13 protein-coding genes are annotated in these 16,521 nt (G+C 70.6%); 7 read left to right on the top strand and 6 right to left on the bottom strand.

What is annotated here, in order from left to right:
- Window positions 1-45: 45 nt before the first annotated feature.
- From MQP27_RS46795 to MQP27_RS46780, 4 genes are all read right to left on the bottom strand, one after another.
- Window positions 46-1,590 carry a PstS family phosphate ABC transporter substrate-binding protein gene (locus tag MQP27_RS46795; RefSeq protein WP_242777403.1) on the bottom strand — a complete coding sequence of 515 codons (1,545 nt, stop codon included), beginning with the start codon at window positions 1,588-1,590 and terminating at the stop codon, window positions 46-48.
- 91 nt (window positions 1,591-1,681) lie between these two features.
- Window positions 1,682-3,676 (bottom strand): serine/threonine-protein kinase, encoded by a 1,995-nt coding sequence (locus tag MQP27_RS46790; RefSeq protein ID WP_242777401.1) that lies wholly within the window; start codon window positions 3,674-3,676, stop codon window positions 1,682-1,684.
- A gap of 86 nt (window positions 3,677-3,762) precedes the next feature.
- Window positions 3,763-4,230, bottom strand: a complete 468-nt coding sequence (locus tag MQP27_RS46785; RefSeq protein WP_242777399.1) for a MarR family winged helix-turn-helix transcriptional regulator — start codon at window positions 4,228-4,230, stop codon at window positions 3,763-3,765.
- Entirely contained in the window at window positions 4,227-4,826 is a 600-nt protein-coding gene (locus MQP27_RS46780; protein ID WP_242777397.1) for a type 1 glutamine amidotransferase family protein, read from the bottom strand. Before MQP27_RS46780 ends, MQP27_RS46785 begins: the two co-directional genes overlap by 4 nt.
- A 145-nt stretch (window positions 4,827-4,971) precedes the next feature.
- On the opposite strand from MQP27_RS46780, the gene MQP27_RS46775 reads away from it, so the two are divergent.
- The 4 genes from MQP27_RS46775 (at window position 4,972) to MQP27_RS46760 (ending at window position 10,436) form a co-directional block, all read left to right on the top strand.
- Entirely contained in the window at window positions 4,972-6,327 is a 1,356-nt protein-coding gene (locus tag MQP27_RS46775) for an aspartate aminotransferase family protein (RefSeq protein WP_242777395.1), read from the top strand.
- A 138-nt stretch (window positions 6,328-6,465) separates the two neighbouring features.
- Window positions 6,466-7,167, top strand: coding sequence for a GntR family transcriptional regulator (locus MQP27_RS46770; RefSeq protein ID WP_242777393.1), 702 nt, complete (start codon window positions 6,466-6,468; stop codon window positions 7,165-7,167).
- Complete coding sequence (locus MQP27_RS46765; protein WP_242777391.1) at window positions 7,164-9,692, top strand: dolichyl-phosphate beta-glucosyltransferase; 2,529 nt, start codon at window positions 7,164-7,166, stop codon at window positions 9,690-9,692. Before MQP27_RS46770 ends, MQP27_RS46765 begins: the two co-directional genes overlap by 4 nt.
- 93 nt (window positions 9,693-9,785) lie before the next feature.
- Window positions 9,786-10,436 (top strand): putative DNA-mimic protein, encoded by a 651-nt coding sequence (locus MQP27_RS46760; RefSeq protein WP_242777389.1) that lies wholly within the window; start codon window positions 9,786-9,788, stop codon window positions 10,434-10,436.
- 20 nt (window positions 10,437-10,456) lie between these two features.
- Here the strand turns inward: MQP27_RS46760 and MQP27_RS46755 are convergent, their stop codons facing one another.
- Window positions 10,457-10,747, bottom strand: a complete 291-nt coding sequence (locus MQP27_RS46755; RefSeq protein ID WP_242777387.1) for a hypothetical protein — start codon at window positions 10,745-10,747, stop codon at window positions 10,457-10,459.
- 155 nt (window positions 10,748-10,902) lie between these two features.
- On the opposite strand from MQP27_RS46755, the gene MQP27_RS46750 reads away from it, so the two are divergent.
- From MQP27_RS46750 to MQP27_RS46740, 3 genes are all read left to right on the top strand, one after another.
- Entirely contained in the window at window positions 10,903-11,757 is an 855-nt protein-coding gene (locus MQP27_RS46750; RefSeq protein ID WP_242777385.1) for an NAD(P)H-binding protein, read from the top strand.
- A gap of 162 nt (window positions 11,758-11,919) precedes the next feature.
- On the top strand, window positions 11,920-13,239 hold the full coding sequence (locus tag MQP27_RS46745) for a DUF3500 domain-containing protein (protein WP_242777383.1): 1,320 nt from the start codon (window positions 11,920-11,922) through the stop codon (window positions 13,237-13,239).
- Entirely contained in the window at window positions 13,236-14,627 is a 1,392-nt protein-coding gene (locus MQP27_RS46740) for a HupE/UreJ family protein (protein WP_242777381.1), read from the top strand. The genes MQP27_RS46745 and MQP27_RS46740 overlap by 4 nt, the downstream gene beginning before the upstream one ends.
- A gap of 41 nt (window positions 14,628-14,668) precedes the next feature.
- Here the strand turns inward: MQP27_RS46740 and MQP27_RS46735 are convergent, their stop codons facing one another.
- A complete protein-coding gene (locus tag MQP27_RS46735) occupies window positions 14,669-16,489 on the bottom strand; it encodes a bifunctional metallophosphatase/5'-nucleotidase (RefSeq protein WP_242777379.1) in 1,821 nt (606 codons plus the stop codon).
- Between the last annotated feature and the right edge of the window lie 32 nt (window positions 16,490-16,521).

Here is a 16,521-nt window from a genome sequence, read left to right as displayed (position 1 = left end):
CTCTCACATCGTCATGCACACGCCACAGAGGGACAAGGGGGCCCGTCAGTCCCCCGCGCACAGCCCCGAGGCCGCCATCGCCGAGCACGGCAGGTGGCCGTGGTTGCGGATGACGTTCTCGCTGGTGGTCTCGTCCACGTAGGAGAGGAAGGAGGCGGCGAGGGAGTTGTCCTGCGGGGCGCCGTAGGTGTAGGCGTACTCGACGGCCCGGTACGGGTACTCGCTCCTGCCGTACTCCAGGTCCTCGACGGAGGGTGCGTCACCGTCCAGGGAGACCGGGCGCACGCCCTTCTTGTCGTGGGCGAGGGTGAACTCGCTGTACCCGATGGCGCCGGGCAGTTCGGCCACCGTGTCCAACACGCCCTCGGTGGAGTCGAGTTCGCAGCGCGTGACGGGAGCCGACGCGTCGTCCTTGTGGACGCAGTCCAGGGAGGTGCTCGGCACGCGTTCCCAGGTGCCGAGCACCTCGCGCTGGAAGGTCTGCCGGGTGCCGGAGTCCGCGTTGCGGCTGACCAGGACCACGGGGATGTCCGGCAGGGCGGTGTCGACCTGCTTCCAACGGGTCACCTCACCGCGGTAGATGCGGCGCACCTGGTCGAGCGTGAGCCCCTTCGCGGACAGCTTCACGCCGTCGTTGACGACCAGGGTGAAGACGGAGAGGGCGATGCGCCGGCCGACCAGCTTTCCGGCGCCGCCGATCGCGGGGCCGTCGGAGAAGGCGATCATGTTGCGGGTGCTGCGCTTCGACTCGGCGCCGAGCGCGGAGAGTTCGTTGACGCCGGCCGCGCTGCCGCGCGGGTCCACCTTGATCTCCGAGCCGCGGCACTTGCGCTCGTACCCCTCCGCCAGCTCCTTCACCACCGGCTTGAACGCCGTCGAGCCGGTGATCTCCAGCGTGCCGCTCTCGCAGCCGATCCAGGCCGGGTTGTCGCCCGCGACGATGATCCCGGCGAGGGTCAGGACGCTGACCGTCAGCATGATCGTGATGAGCCGGGCGGCGCGGCTGAACAGCGGCGGCTTCTCGTCCGGTGTCGCGCTGCGGTTGGGGTGCACCTCGCCCTCGCGGATGCCGCCGATCAGCCGTATCGGGCTGCCGACATCGCCGCCGGACAGCAGCACCAGCAGCTTGAAGTGGTCGCCGTGGTTGAGCGGGACGCGGGGGATGCGCAGGGTGTTGCCGTCGTAGCCGAAGCCACGGGACGGGGTGAAGTGGTCCATCAGGTGGTCGGTGTCGGAGGGCTGGGTGACCGAGACGCCGCGGATGGTGCGGTCGGTGAACAGCACGGTCAGGCCGTGGACTTCGGGGCTGGTGTAGTCGTCGCGGTCGATGCCCTGGGAGCCGTCGTTCTCGATGCGCAGCAGGACGAGCGTGGCGTCGGACATCTCGGGCGCCTCGTCGAACAGGCCCAGTCGTACGTTGGCTCTGCCCATCCGGACGTCGTCGCCTATCGGGTTGTCCATCTGGACGCGGTAGCCGATCCGTTTGCGGCGCGGCACCCGGCGCTCGTACCAGACCATGATCCCGGACGCGACGATGCCGAGAACCGCCGTGCCGACGGCGACGATGTTCTCAGGACTCAGAAACTCCATGTGGGTGCCCCCGCAACTCCCCGGAGCGGAACGAGGGGGTCACCGTACGGCTGTGCGAGGCCAACAACCTTATGGACGGGGGTACTTGGGGTTACTGTCGGGTGTACTCCAGCTTCTCGCCGTTGCTGGTGTTGACCCGCTGGAGGCTGCCGTCGGGCAGCAGACTGATCTCCGTGGGGTCGCCCGGCTTGCAGTAGCCCGGGTCGCCGGACGTGACGGTGGACGGGCCGAGCTCCAGCGGACCCTCGGCGCCCGGGGCCGCGGTCAGGTCGGCCTGGAAGACACAGTGGTAACTGCCGCTGCTGGTGGGCCCGTCGGCGACCATCGACAACACGGTGTCACCCACCTGGCCCTGCTGGATGGTGAGCTGACGGGTGTTCTCGCCGTCCTTGTTGGTGATGGTGGCGGTCCAGGTGCCGAGGAAGCCGGTCGGGATCGCGCCGTCGGAGGAGGCGGAGGCGGACGGGGAGGCGCTGGTCGGGGACGGCTGCGGGGTGGTGGCGCCGGAGGTGCTCCGGGGCGCGCCGGCGGTCGGACTCGGGCTGGTGTTCTTGGCGTCCGAGTTTCCGCCGTCGCCGCCGTTCATGAGGGCGTACACCGAGCCGCCGGCGCCGAGGGCGACGACCAGGGCGATCAGGACCAGGACCGCGGTGGAACGCCCGCTTCTGCGCGGGGGCTCCTGCGGGGTGAACGGGGGCTGGCCGAAGGGCGGGGTGGGGCCGGTGTAGGAGGGGCCGTAGGGCGGGGTGGAGCCGAGGGCGCCGTACTGGCCGGGCTGTTGCTGCGGGTAGCCGTAGGCGGCGGGCTGCTGGGGGTTCGCGTAGGGGCCGCCGGGTTGTTGGGGGTAGCCGTACGCGGGTTGTTGCTGCTGTTGGGGGTGTTGCTGGGGATAGCCGTAGGCGGGGTGCCCGGAGGGGGGTGTCTGGTCGTGCGAGGGCGAGGGCGAGAGCGAGGGCGTCGGTGTCGGCGGGGCTACGGCACCCGAGCCGCCGGGGGCTCCCGCAGCACCCGCAGCACCCGCAGCCATCGTCGGCAGATGGTTCAGCGGGGCTCCGCTGCCCGGCTGTCCCGGCGGTGGCGGACCGGTGGGCGAACCCTCCGCGCCCCCGTGCTCGGGCGAGGCCCCGCCCGCCGTCGCCTTCCCGAGGGACACCTCACCGGTCCGCTCCGGGTTCTCGGTGTCCAGCAACTGCACCGCGTGACGGCCGAGTTGGGCCACCAGCGCGCTCGGCAGCCACGGGTCCCGGGACCGTCCGCCCAGCACCGTGTCCTCGGCGCCGGTCCGCTCCAGCACCTGGTCCAGCGTCGGCCGAGCGGCCGGGTCCTTCTTCAGACAGTCCCGTACGAGGTCGGCGATGCCCTCCGGCACCCCCTCCAGGTCGGGTTCCTCCTGGGCGATCCGGAACATCAGCGCGTGCACACCGCTGTTGGCGGTACCGAACGGAAGCGCCCCGGTGGCGGCGTACGCGAGCACCGAGGCCAGACAGAAGACATCGCAGGCGGGTGTGATCCGGTCCCCGCGCACCTGCTCGGGCGCCATGAACCCGGGCGACCCGACAAGCGCCCCGGTCCGTGTGAGCCCGCCGTCCGTCACGGTCTCCAGCGCCCGCGCGATCCCGAAGTCGATGACCCGGGGCCCGTCGATCGTGACCAGCACATTGGACGGCTTCAGATCCCGGTGGATGATCCCGGCGGCGTGAATGTCCTTGAGCGCGTGGGCGAGCCCGGCCGCGAGGATCCGTACCGACCGCTCGGGCAGTGCGCCGTGGTCGTGCCCGACGACCTGCTGGAGGGTCGGCCCGGCGACGTACCCGGTGGCGACCCAGGGCACGTCGGCCTCGGTGTCGGCGTCGAGGACGGGGGCCGTCCAGTGCCCGCCGACCTGCCGGGCGGCCTGCACCTCGTGCCGGAAGCGGGCCCGGAACTCCTCCTGCGCGGCCAGTTCCTGCCGGACCAGTTTCACGGCGACGGTACGGCCGCGCTCCGACCGGGCGAGGTACACGTACCCCATCCCGCCGGCCCCCAGCCGCGCCAACAGCCGGTACGCCCCGATCCGCTGCGGATCGCCGGCCCCGAGCTTCTCCATCGCAGGCCCCCCGAAATCCCCCGATACGCCCCAGTGCAACAGCCCAACGATAGTGCGGGCGCAAGGGGAGGACAGACGACCGGTGTCTACGGTTCCGTAACAGGCGGTTCGGGCGGACCGACCTGGTCCAGCACCTTGGACAGCCGTTCCAGCACGTGTACGGCGACGGCGAGCTCGTCCTCCCCGAAGGCCTCGGCGAGCCGGTCGGCGAAGGCGGAGTGGCCGGGGCCGATGCGCTGGACGGCGGCCCGCCCCTCCTGCGTCGGCGCGAGGAGCTTGGCGCGCCGGTGCGCGGGGTTGTCCCGGTACTCGGCGAGCCCGCGCCCGACGAGCAGGTCGGCGATGCGCTGCACGCTCTGCCGGGTGATCCCCATGACGCGTGCGATCCCGGACACGGTCAACGGCTCCCCCAGCACCGCGCCGAGCACCTGCCACCAGGCCGCGGTGAGCCCGGCGGGCTTGGCCAGCTCCTCGGCGACCGCGAGGAACTGTCCGTTGAGCCGGAAGACGCCGAGCGCGCCACGGCTGAGCAGCTCCTGCCGCCCGCGGCTCAACGCGCCTTCTCCAGCACGGCGTACGCCTCGGCGTCGGAGTCGTGGAACAGCCGGTACCAGGCGTCGAGCACCTCCCCCTCGTACACCCCGAGCAGCCGGAACACCTCGCGGGCGAAGGCGACGGGCTCGGTGGGCCCCGCGGTGACCAGCCCCCGGTCGGTCACGGCGTCCGCCTCGACGTACCGCTCGCCGCCCCCGTACCCGGTGGCGGCGAGGTAGAGGGAGACGGCACTGGTGTGCTCCCGCTCGTCGAGCAACCCCTCCCGGGCGAGCCCGAGGGTGGCCCCGCAGATGGCAGCGACGGGCACTCCGGCGTCGAGGAACTCCCGAGCCTTGCGGGCGAAGGGCGCCAGTCGGTCCCCCGCGTCCCAGAGATCGGCCCCGGGAAGGATCAACAGGGAGCTGTCCTGCGGCCGTAGGTCGTCCAGCCCCAGCTCGGGCTGGACCCGGAGCCCCCCGATGGACCGCACCGGCCCGAGCGCCGGCCCGACGGTACGGATCGCGAACCCGGCCCGCGCGAGATAGGCGGTCGTATGACCGGTCTCCCAGTCGGCGAAAGTGTCGTAGACGGCGAGGTGTACGGGCTTGCGGCTCATGGCCCCTCCAACCGATATGACAGCATCCTGTCTTCTTGACAGCATACCGTCGTCCCGCCGTGTCGACAACCTGTCGCGGAAACCCCCCGCCCGCAGACATGACGCCGATATCGCTTCCGGATCGCGGACATTTACGCTCGGGCGCATGACCCCTCAGCCAAACCCCGAGGTCGGCGCCGCCGTGAAGGCCGCGGACCGTGCTCATGTGTTCCACTCCTGGTCCGCGCAGGAGCTCATCGACCCGCTCGCCGTCGCCGGTGCGGAGGGGTCGTACTTCTGGGACTACGACGGGAAGCGGTACCTCGACTTCACCAGCGGGCTCGTCTACACCAACATCGGCTACCAGCACCCGAAGGTCGTCGCCGCGATACAGGAGCAGGCCGCGACCCTCTCCACCTTCGCCCCCGCCTTCGCCGTCGAGGCCCGCTCGGAGGCCGCCCGGCTGATCGCCGAGCGGACGCCCGGCGACCTGGACAAGATCTTCTTCACCAACGGCGGGGCGGACGCCGTCGAGCACGCCGTGCGCATGGCCCGGCTGCACACCGGGCGGCCCAAGGTGCTCTCCGCCTACCGGTCCTACCACGGCGGCACCCAGCAGGCCATCAACATCACCGGCGACCCCCGCCGCTGGGCCTCCGACTCCGCCGCCGCCGGCGTGGTGCACTTCTGGGCGCCCTTCCTCTACCGCTCCCGCTTCTACGCCGAGACCGAGGAGCAGGAGTGCGCCCGCGCGCTGGAGCACCTGGAGACAACCATCGCCTTCGAGGGCCCCGGCACCGTCGCCGCGATCATCCTGGAGACCATCCCGGGCACCGCCGGCATCATGGTCCCGCCCCCCGGATACCTCGCCGGCGTCCGTGAGATCTGCGACAAGTACGGGATCGTCCTCATCCTCGACGAGGTCATGGCCGGGTTCGGGCGCACCGGCGAGTGGTTCGCCGCCGATCTCTTCGGGGTCGTGCCCGACCTCATCACCTTCGCCAAGGGCGTCAACAGCGGCTACGTGCCGCTCGGCGGCGTCGCCATCTCCGGCGCGATCGCCGAGACCTTCGGCAAGCGCCCCTACCCCGGCGGCCTCACCTACTCCGGGCACCCCCTCGCCTGCGCCGCCGCCGCCGCGACCATCAACGTCATGGCGGAGGAGGGCGTCGTCGAGAACGCGAAGAACCTCGGCGCTAGTGTCGTCGGGCCCGCGCTGCGCGAGCTCGCCGAGCGGCACCCCAGCGTCGGTGACGTCCGTGGCGTCGGCATGTTCTGGGCGCTGGACCTCGTGAAGAACCGCGAGACCCGCGAGCCCCTCGTCCCGTACAACGCCGCCGGCGAGGCGAACGCCCCCATGGCCGCCTTCGGCGCCGCCGCCAAGAAGCACGGCATCTGGCCCTTCATCAACATGAACCGCACCCACGTCGTACCGCCGTGCAACGCGACCGAGGCCGAGCTGAAGGAGGGCCTCGCCGCCCTTGACTCGGCCCTCTCCGTGGCCGACGAGTACGTGGAGTAACCGGTTGCCGCCGCTCAGGTGCCGCACCGGCCCCCCACAGCTACGCGGATAAACGCGCGGAACCCGAACGCGTAAGGTGGCGTGCTCGTAGGTAAGGACGTGCACGCCACCCGACCGCTTCGAGGAGAGCCCCCGACGATGCCCGGCAGCAGTGGCAACGGCTCCGTCACCCGCAGCACCCTGCGGCAGCAGATCGCCGACGCGCTTCGCGACGAGGTGCTGGCGGGACGGCTGCAGCCGGGGCAGGAGTTCACGGTCAAGGAGATCGCCGAGCAGTACGGCGTCTCCGCCACGCCGGTGCGCGAGGCACTGGTCGACCTGTCCGCGCAGGGCCTGCTGGACGCCGACCAGCACCGGGGCTTCCACGTCCACGAGTACTCCGTCGCCGACTACCGCGGCATCGTCGAGGCCCGCAGCCTGGTCACCGACGGGATGTTCCAGGCCCTGGAGGACGACGCCGGCCGCTTCCCGCCGCACGACGAGCCCCGCGCGGTCGCCGCCCTCGCCGGAGTACGGCGGCGCGGCGAGGAGGCCCAGCGCGCCTCGCTGGCCGGCGACCTCACCGTGCTGATCGGCTACGACCTGCGCTTCTGGCACGAGCTCGGCGCCCTCTTCGGCAACCCCTACCTGGCAGACTTCCTGCACCGGCTGCGCGTGCAGTCCTGGGTGTGCGCGGTGCAGCACCTGCGCCGGCTCACCGATCTGCGCGGCGCCCTGTGGTCCGCCCACACCGATCTGGTCGACGCCCTGTCGCGCCGCGACACCACCACGGCGCGATCGATCGTCGCCGGGTACAACGCCCACGCGCTCGCCCTCATCGAACGCCTGGCGGCCGAATGAGCACCCTCGACGAAACCCCCCTGACCGGCGCGGCGCCCGACAGCGCCGGCCCCGTGGACCTGTCGGTAGTGATCCCCGCCTACAACGAGGAACAGCGCCTGGGCCCGACCCTGGACGCGATCACCACCTACCTCGAAGAAAGCGACGGCCGCTTCGGCGAGTGGGAGATCATCGTCGCCGACGACGGCTCGACCGACGGCACGGGCACCCTGGTCACGGCGCGCGAGGACCCCCGCATCCGCCTCGTATCCACCCCTCACAACCACGGCAAGGGCCACGCCCTACGCCTGGGCGTAGCCGCCACCCGGGGCCACCGCATCCTGATAACCGACGCCGACCTGGCAACGCCAATAGAGGAACTGGCCGAACTAGATAAAGCCCTGAGCACAACCGCGCCCCATAGGGGCGCGGGGAACTGCGCGACCAGCCCCCACAAAGCCGCACCCGACCAACAACCAATCTCCGCGATCGCCTCCCGCGCCCTCCCCGGCGCAACAATCGGCGACCGCCAACACCGAATACGCGAACTCCTCGGCCGCGCAGGCAACTTACTCATCCGCCGCATAGCAGTCCCCGGCATCCACGACACCCAGTGCGGCTTCAAGCTCTTCGACGGCGCCCACGCCCGAGAGGCCTTCGCCGCCTCCCGCCTGAACGGCTGGGGCATAGACGTAGAGGTCCTGCACCACTTCCACCGCGCCGGCCTCCCCATCGCCGAGGTCCCCGTCCACTGGTCGCACCAGCCCGGCTCCAAGGTCCAGAGCCTCGACTACGTCCGCGTCCTCGCCGAACTGACCCGCCTGCGCGTCCGTTCCCTGCGCCCCGCCGACCTCTTCGCCACGCTCCTCTTCCTGCTGATGGCGATGGCCCTGTACTCGGGCCGCCTGTTCGACCCGGAGCACCGCTACCTCCCCGACTCCCTCCAGGACCAGAACCAGTGGGAGTGGTTCTTCGACGTCACCGCCCACAACCTGGTCCACCTCCACAACCCCCTCTTCTCCGACCTCCAGGGCTTCCCCGACGGCGTGAACCTCATGGCCAACACGGTCATGCTGGGCCTGTCCGTCCCCTTCGCCCCGCTCACCCTGCTCGCCGGCCCGGCGGTCTCCCTGAGCATCGCGATGACGCTCGGCATGGCCGTCACCGGCCTCGCCTGGTACTGGCTGATCGTGAAGCGCGTCGTCGCCCAGCGCATCGCGGCCTTCGTCGGCGCGACCCTGGCCACCTTCGCGCCGCCGATGGTCAGCCACGCCAACGCGCACCCCAACTTCGTGGTCCTGTTCATGATCCCGCTGATCATCGACCGCGCCCTGCGGCTGTGCGAGGGCGAGCGGGTCGTCCGCGACGGGCTCGTGCTCGGTCTGATGGCCGCGTACCAAGTCTTCCTCGGCGAGGAGCCGCTGCTCCTTGCGATGCTGGGCATGGTGCTGTTCGCGGGCGCCTACGGGGTCGTACGACGGGATGCGGCCAGAGCCGCCTGGCGGCCGCTGCTCAAGGGGCTCGCCATTGCCGCCGCCGTCTGTCTGCCTCTGGTGATCGGCCCGCTGATCTGGCAGTTCGCCGGGCCGCAGAGCTACAAGAGCGTGCTGCACGGCGACAACGCGGGCAACAGCCCCCTCGCCCTGCTCTCCTTCGCCGAGCGCTCCCTGATCGCCGGGAACGAGATCCGGGCCGACTCGCTGTCCCTCAACCCGACCGAGCAGAACGCCTTCTACGGCTGGCCGCTGGTCCTCGTCGCCTTCGCGATCGTCGTACGGCTGTGGGAGGACCGCCTGGTCAAGGCGCTGGCGTTCACCGCGGTGGGCGCGGCGGTGCTGTCGCTCGGGCCGAAGATCCGCATCCCGATGACCGATGACGTCTACCCGGGGCCCTGGGCGCTGCTCGCCAAGCTGCCGCTGTTCGAGTCGGTGATCGAGGGCCGGGTCGCGATGGTCTGCGCGCCCGCGCTGGGCATGCTGCTCGCCCTCGCGCTGCAACGGCTGATGGCGATGAGGACGCGGCTGGGCACCCAGTACCTCGGCCTGCTCGGCCTCTGTCTCGCCCTGATCCCGCTGATCCCGGCCCCGCTCAGGACGGTCGAGCGGCCGGCGACGCCCGCGTTCTTCACCGACGGGACCTGGAAGTCGTACGTCCGGGACGGCGAGTCGCTCGTCACCGTCCCGCTGCCCGATCCCGGCAACGCGGAGGCCCTGCACTGGCAGCAGCGGGCCGGGCTCGGCTTCAAGCTGCCGGGCGGCTACTTCAACGGCCCCTACGGGCCCGACCGGATCGGCATCTACGGCGCCTCGCCCCGCTACACCTCCAACATGCTGCGTGACGTCCGCTACACCGGCCTGGTCCCCGCGATCGGCAAGAACTGGCGGGCGCAGGCCGAGCGGGACTTCGCCTTCTGGAAGGCGGGCGCGCTGGTCGTGGCGCCGCAGTCGCACGACGACGCGCTGCGCAAGGCCGTGACCGAACTGGTGGGCCGTGACGGGAAGTGGGTGGACGGCGTGTGGGTATGGGACCTGCACAAGGGCAGCTGACCCGACCGAGCGGGGTGCACCGCGGGCCGTACCGACTACCCTTCACATTCCCTGACCGACTTGCTGTGTGCGTCCCTGTACGAGGAGCTTTCTTTGGCCTGTGACCTGTGGCTGGTACCGCTCGTCGACGTGTTGTGCCACACCCCCGACAATCCGTTCGCCGAGGAACTCGCGCAGTACAACAACGTGCTCACCGCCGCCGGTCTGCCGCCGGTGCCGGTCTACCAGTACATGCCGGGCCTGTCCGGCGAGGTCGCCCCGGTGGCCGGCTTCGACTACGACGCGCTGCACTTCCTGCGCCGGGTCTACCTCCTCCAGGTGTGCGGGCTGCCGGTGACGCCGATCGGTGAACTGGGCGGCGACTACGAGCAGTTGCTGGAGATGTTCGAGACGACGGCCCAGCAGTCCCACCTGGTCTGGCACTACGACCACGCGGGCGCGTACGTCCCGGTCGACTTCCCGCAGCCCCTGTCCAACGAGGAACTCCTCGCGGGCGGCGGACCGCTCGGCTCCGCGCAGGCCCTGCTCCGCGAGCTCGAATACGTGGCGCCCTCGATCGGCATCGACCCGGCCAACCCGCCGGCCGCCCCGCAGCCGCCCGTGTCGCCCACCGAGTTGGAGGAACCGGCCGTTCCGGCGCCGTACGATCCCAGCCCCTTCGCCCGCGAACGCCATGTCTGGCTGGGTCTGCACGCGGCCGCGACGCGGAGTCTGGCGCAGGGGTCGATGATCGTCTTCAGCTGAGTACGGGCTGAATACGGGCGTCACCGCAGCTGGGAGAGGCCCTTCTGCAGGTCGTCCGCGTTCATGACCGGCGTCATGTCCAGCTCGGCGTCCAGGTCCATGAAGAAGGGCTCGCCGATCGGCGGCATCTGGGAGCTGTCCTTGAGGTCGAAGACCAGGTAGGCGGTGCGGACGCCGTGGTCGAGGGTGAAGTAGGCGGCCTCGGGCTTGATGTTCCCGAGCGCCTCCTGCATCAACTGGGGCATCTTGCCGGACCGTATGACCTCGTTCGCCTTCTCGGTGTTCATCGAAGCCTTCAGCAGCACGCGCATGGCACTCACCTTCCCCGGTAGCCGGATGCACGGCATTTACATCGTATGCCCGACATCTCCCATACTCTCCTCGGAGGCCGACGGGATTCTCCCCTCGCACGACGACCCGTGAGGGCCCCGGGCGCACGCTGGAACCCACTCGAAGGGAGACGGCGATGACGATCCTGGTGACCGGCGCGACGGGACACGTGGGCGGCGAACTGGTCCGGCGACTGACGGCGGCCGGACATCCGGTACGGGCGATGACGCGACGCCCGTCCGAGGCGCGGCTGCCCAAGGGCGCCGAGGCGGTGTACGGCGACGCGGACGACCCGGCGAGCCTGGACGCGGCCTTCGCGGGGGCCGGGGGAGCCTTCCTGATGTCGGCCCAGGGGGTGGGCACGGCACCCGGCCCGACGCACGACATCGCGCTCGCGGACGCGGCTGAGCGGGCGGGAGTACGGCGGGTCGCCAAGCTCTCGGTCCTCGACGGCGGCACGGGCGCCGACGTGATCGCCCGCTGGCACGCCGCGGCGGAGGCGGCCGTGACGAACCGCGACTGGTCCTGGACGCTGCTGCGCCCCGGCCGCTTCATGTCCAACGCCCTCCAGTGGGCGGGGCAGTTGAGTGCGGGCGACGAGGTGCGGATCCCGTTCGCGGACCGCCCGGCGGCGAGCATCGACCCGGCGGACCTGGCGGAGATCGCGGCCCTGGCCCTGACCACCGACGACCACGCGGGCGCGACCCATGAGCTCAGCGGCCCCCAGTCGCTCACCCCGGTCGAGGAACTCGCCGTCCTCGCCGACGTGCTCCACCGTGACCTGCGGGCCGTCCCGCTGCCCCCGGAGGCCGCCCGGGCGGGCATGGAGCGGTACGGATTCCCGGCCGAGGTCGTCGACGCGATCATGCACCGCACGCTCGGCGGCGACCGGGGCGCCGAGGTGCTCCCGACGGCGGAGAAGCTGCTCGGACGGCCGCCGCGGACGTTCGCGCAGTGGGCCGCGATTCACGCGCACGCCTTCCTTAAATGAGCCATAGCAATCACCTGTCAATTCCATATGCGAATTCGCCGAACATAAGTCCGCGCCGCGCATTGAGGTGTCAACAAAGACGTTGGTAATGTCCTCATCAATCGCGCAGACAGGGCTCAAGTGCCTTCAGTGCGCCCGGAATTCGCCCATAGGGAGCGATTCGTGAGTAAAGAGAGAACCCGCCAGGTCCGTTCCAGGCGGACCCGGCGGACCATAGCCGGAGCCGCCACAGCCCTGGTGCTCGTCGGTGGCGGATTCGCCGTAGCAAATGCTTCGACGGGCACGAGCGGGACGCAGAAGACGGCCGGCACCCAGCGCCCGGTCGACAAGAACGCCAAGGGCGTCGCGGCCGTGGTCAGCGCCGCCAACGCGTTCCTGAACACCCTCGACTCCGACCAGCAGTCCTCGACGCTGGTCGACTTCTCCCAGGCGAACGCGACCGCCTGGTCGAACCTCCCGTGCGCCGGGACCTGCCGCCCCGGCATCGAGTTCGGCTCGCTCACCGACGACCAACTGGCTGCCGCCGAGCACGTGCTGAAGCTGGCCCTGGGCTCCGGCAAGGACACCGGCTACGAGCACGTCCTGCAGACCCTCAAGGCCGACGACGTCCTCGCCTCGGCGGAGAGCACCAGCTCCGCGTCGGCCGGCCCGACGGACGCGCCCTCGGCGTCCGCCTCCGCCTCCGCGTCCGACACCGCCTCGGCGGACCCGAGCGCGACCGCCACCGACACCGCCACGGCCAGCGCCAGCGCCAGCGACACCCCGACCGACACCCCGACGGGCGCCCCGCCCTCCGGCGGCACGGGCGGCGGCCCCGGCGGCTTCTCGTACGGCAGCGGCTACTACTACCTGGCCTTCCTCGGCACCCCGTCGAAGACCGGCACCTGGCAGCTGCACTTCGGCGGCCACCACCTCGCCGTGAACATCACCTACAAGGACGGCAAGGTCGAGGGCGCGAGCCCGTTCTTCACCGGCGTCGAGCCGACCAGCTGGACCGCCGACGACGGCACGACGTACTCCCCGCTGGCGAAGTTCCGCGACGGCCTGCTGAAGCTGACCGGGAGCCTGAGCACCGAGCAGCTGGCCGAGGCCAAGCTGTCCGAGTCCTTCGGCGACGTGCTGCTCGGCCCGGGCAAGGACGGCGACTTCCCGGAGACCAAGGAGGGCATCAAGGTCAGCGAGCTCTCCCCCAAGCAGAAGAAGCTGGTCCTGGCCGCGATCCACCCGTGGGTGGCCGACGTGGACGACGCCACGGCGCAGCAGCTGATGAAGACGTACGCCAAGGAGCTCGACGAGACCTACGTCTCCTACTCCGGCAGCACGGACCTGACCACCCAGGGCGACTACGTCCGGATCGACGGCCCCAGCGTCTGGATCGAGTTCGTCTGCCAGAACGGCGTGGTCTTCCAGGACCAGGTCCACTACCACACCGTGTACCGGGACCACACCCGCGACTACGGCAACGAGTTCTCCTTCTCATGACCGGACCGCGAAACTGGCTGACCACAGCGCTGCTACGCCTGGTGGCCGGGATCGCGATCGCGGTACCGGCGGCGCTCCTGCTCGGGGCGTCGCCGGCCGCCGCGCATCCGATGCCGCACTCGGTGGTGCAGCTGGACGTGTACCGGAGCTCGGTCGACGCGCGCCTGGAGCTGCCGGTCGACGAGCTGGCGCGCGCGAGCGGCATCGACCTGACCGACACGACCACGGCCCAACTACCCGCGAAGGCCAAGGCGGTTCGCGCCTACCTGCTCAAGCACATCCACCCGACCACCACCGACGGCAGGGCCTGGCAGGTCGCCATCGGCGCGCTGAGCCTCAGCCGCACCCAGCAGACGTCCACCGGCCCGTACCGCGAGCTGGTCGCGAAGGCGGTGCTCACCCCGCCGGCCGGGGCCGACGTACGCCGCTTCACCTTCGACTACGACGTGATCGTGCACCAAGTGGTCACGCATGTCGCTCTGGTGACGGTACGTCAGGACTGGGCGGCCGGCCGGGTCGACGGCAAGGGCACCACGCAGGTCGGCACGATCGCCCTCGACACCCGGCACATGACGGTCCACGCCCTGAAGGTGGACCTCGGCGCGGGCAGCGCCTGGCGCGGCTTCGTCGCCATGGTGGAACTGGGCGGCAACCACATCCTCACCGGCACCGACCACCTCCTCTTCCTGCTGATCCTGCTGCTCCCCGCACCGCTGGCCGTCACCGCCGGCCGCTGGAACGGCCTGGTCGGCGCCCGCTCCGCCCTCGCCCGCATCGGCCGTATCACCCTCGCCTTCACGGCCGGCCACTCCATCGCCCTGGCCGTCACCGCGCTGGGCCGGCTGGACATCCCCGCCTGGCCGGTGGAGGCGTTCATCGCGGCGAGCATCCTCGTCGGCGCCGTCCACGCGATCCGCCCGCTCTTCCCGGGCCGGGAGGCGGTCGTGGCCGGGGTCTTCGGCCTGGGACACGGCATGGCGTTCTCATTCGTGCTGGCGGAGATGCACCTCTCCACCGGCCAGCTGGTGACCAGCCTCCTCGGCTTCAACCTGGGCATCGAACTGGTCCAGCTCCTGCTGGTCTGCCTCGCCCTGCCCACGCTGCTGACCCTGGCCCGCCTCAGCATCCAGCCCCGGCTCCGCCTGACCGGCGCCCTCCTCACGGCGACAGCGGCAACAGCCTGGCTGGCCGCCCGCCTGGGCCTGCCGAACCCCGTCGCCAGGGCGGCGGACAGCGCGGGCTCGCACACGACCCTGATGCTCGCGGCCCTGACGGCGACCGCACTGACGGCCACCGCCTGGACCCTGGCCAAGCGACATCTGCCGAGGCCCGACCGGACCGAGCCGGCAGAACCGACCGACGATCACGATCCGGCACTCGTCGGCTGAGGGGGAGGCTCGGCGAGAGCCCCCTCCCCCCTCTCCGACCGCTAGAACACCGGCGTCCCACCCTGCGTCAGCTTCCAGTTGGTCGCCGCGAACGTCGTCGGGTCGATCGTGCCCTTCGCCGTCGCGTAGGCGATCATCAGGTCGCGGACCTGGTTGGTGGAGCTGTAGGCGGACTCCGCGGCGGCGATGTGCGGGTAGCCGCTGCCGCCGTTGGCGCGGTAGTTGTTGACCGCGACGACGAAGACCTGGTCGTCGGCGACGGCGGCGCCGTTGTAGGTCAGGTTCTTGATCCGGGAGCCCTCGGCCGCCGCGATGTCGATCTCGTAGGAGACGCCCGCCGCCGTGTCGTACATGTAGTCCCAGAAGCTGTTGGCGTTGGTGAGCGTGGCGGTGTCCACGGCCGTCCCCGCCGGCACCTGGTGGTAGTACTTCGCCGCGTACTCCAGGTAGTCCTTGAGCTGGGCGCCGGTGAGCTTCTTGCCGTACAGCGTGTTCTCGTAGATGTAGAGCCCGGCGACGTCGCGGATGGTGACGTCGCCCTTCGGGATGTCGGCGGTGCGGCTGAAGCAGGCGGCGACGGAGATCAGCGGGAGCGCCGCGTCCGCCGTCGACAGACCGGACTTCACCGCCTCCATCTGCACCTGGTGGATGAAGTCGATGGCGGGCACGTCCTTCCAGCAGGCCTCCGCCGTCGACATGTCCTCGGTACACGTGCCGATCGCCGTGTTGACGTACTTCACGACCAACTCGTGGTCCGCGGTGAGGAGTTCGGTGATGCGCTCGTCCTCGGCGACCGTGTTGCTGTTGAGCGTGGTCGCGGTCTTGCCCGTCACCTTCCAGCAGCCGTGGACGAGTTCCAGCTCGAAGTCGAAGACGGAGAGGCGGTAGCCGTAGCAGTACGGCTCGGAGAGGAGGACGTCCTCGCCGGTCTCCTCGTTCTTCACGGTGTACGTCGGGACGTCGACGTGCGTGTGCCCGACGAGGATCGCGTCGATGCCCGGCACCTGCTCGGCGACCAGGTTCGACGCGTTCTCCACGTACGGGAGTTCGTCGCCCCACGAGGTCGAGCCGTCCAGGCCGGAGTGGTCGGTGAGGAAGACGACGTCACAGCCGAGCGCGCGCAGCCGGGGCACGTACTTCTTCGCCTGCTCGACCAGCCCGGTGAAGGTCATCTTGCCGGAGACGTTGTCCTTGTCCCACAGCGCGATGCCCGGGTTGGTGAGGCCGAGGATGCCAACCTTGATGTCCGGCGCGCCGGGGACCCGGATGCGCTTGACGGTGTACGGCTGGAAGGCGGGCCGCAGGGTCTTCGCGTCCAGCGCGTTGGCGCCGAGCAGCGGGAAGCGGCACTGCTCCTCGAACTTCCGCAGCACCTCGATGCCGTAGTTGAACTCGTGGTTGCCGAGCGCGGCGGCGTCGTACCGCATCTCGTTCATGGCGATCGCCATGGGGTGCTTGGGGCCGCGCTTGCCGTCCTTGCCGGTGATCGGGTCGACGTTCGCGTAGTAGTACGCCAGCGAGGTGCCCTGGATGATGTCGCCCGCGTCGACGAGCAGCACCCGGTCCTCGCCCTTCTGCTCGCGCAGCTGCTTGACGAGGGTGGCGATGCGGGCGATGCCGTAGGTGTTGCCCTTGCTGTCGGAGTACGCCTTGTTGGCGTAGTAGTCCCAGTTGAAGACGTGGCTGTGCAGGTCGGTGGTGCCCAGGATGGAGAACGACCAGGTCTTGGGGGTCTTCGCGGGCTTGCCGAGGTCGGCGGCCTGGGCGGTGCCGGTGCCGACCGCTCCCGCGGCGGCGACGGCGGCACCGGTGACGGCCGACTTCTTCACGAACTGCCGACGGTTCATGGGACTGACGGGCATGCGAGGCTCCTGGAACGGAAGAGGGAGGAGAG

This window comes from Streptomyces cylindrosporus (genome assembly GCF_022698165.1).
GTDB classification, from domain to species: Bacteria; Actinomycetota; Actinomycetes; order Streptomycetales; family Streptomycetaceae; genus Streptomyces; species Streptomyces cylindrosporus.
The sequence above is the reverse complement of the archived record's forward strand: the minus strand, read 5'-3'. Positions and strand labels throughout refer to the sequence as shown.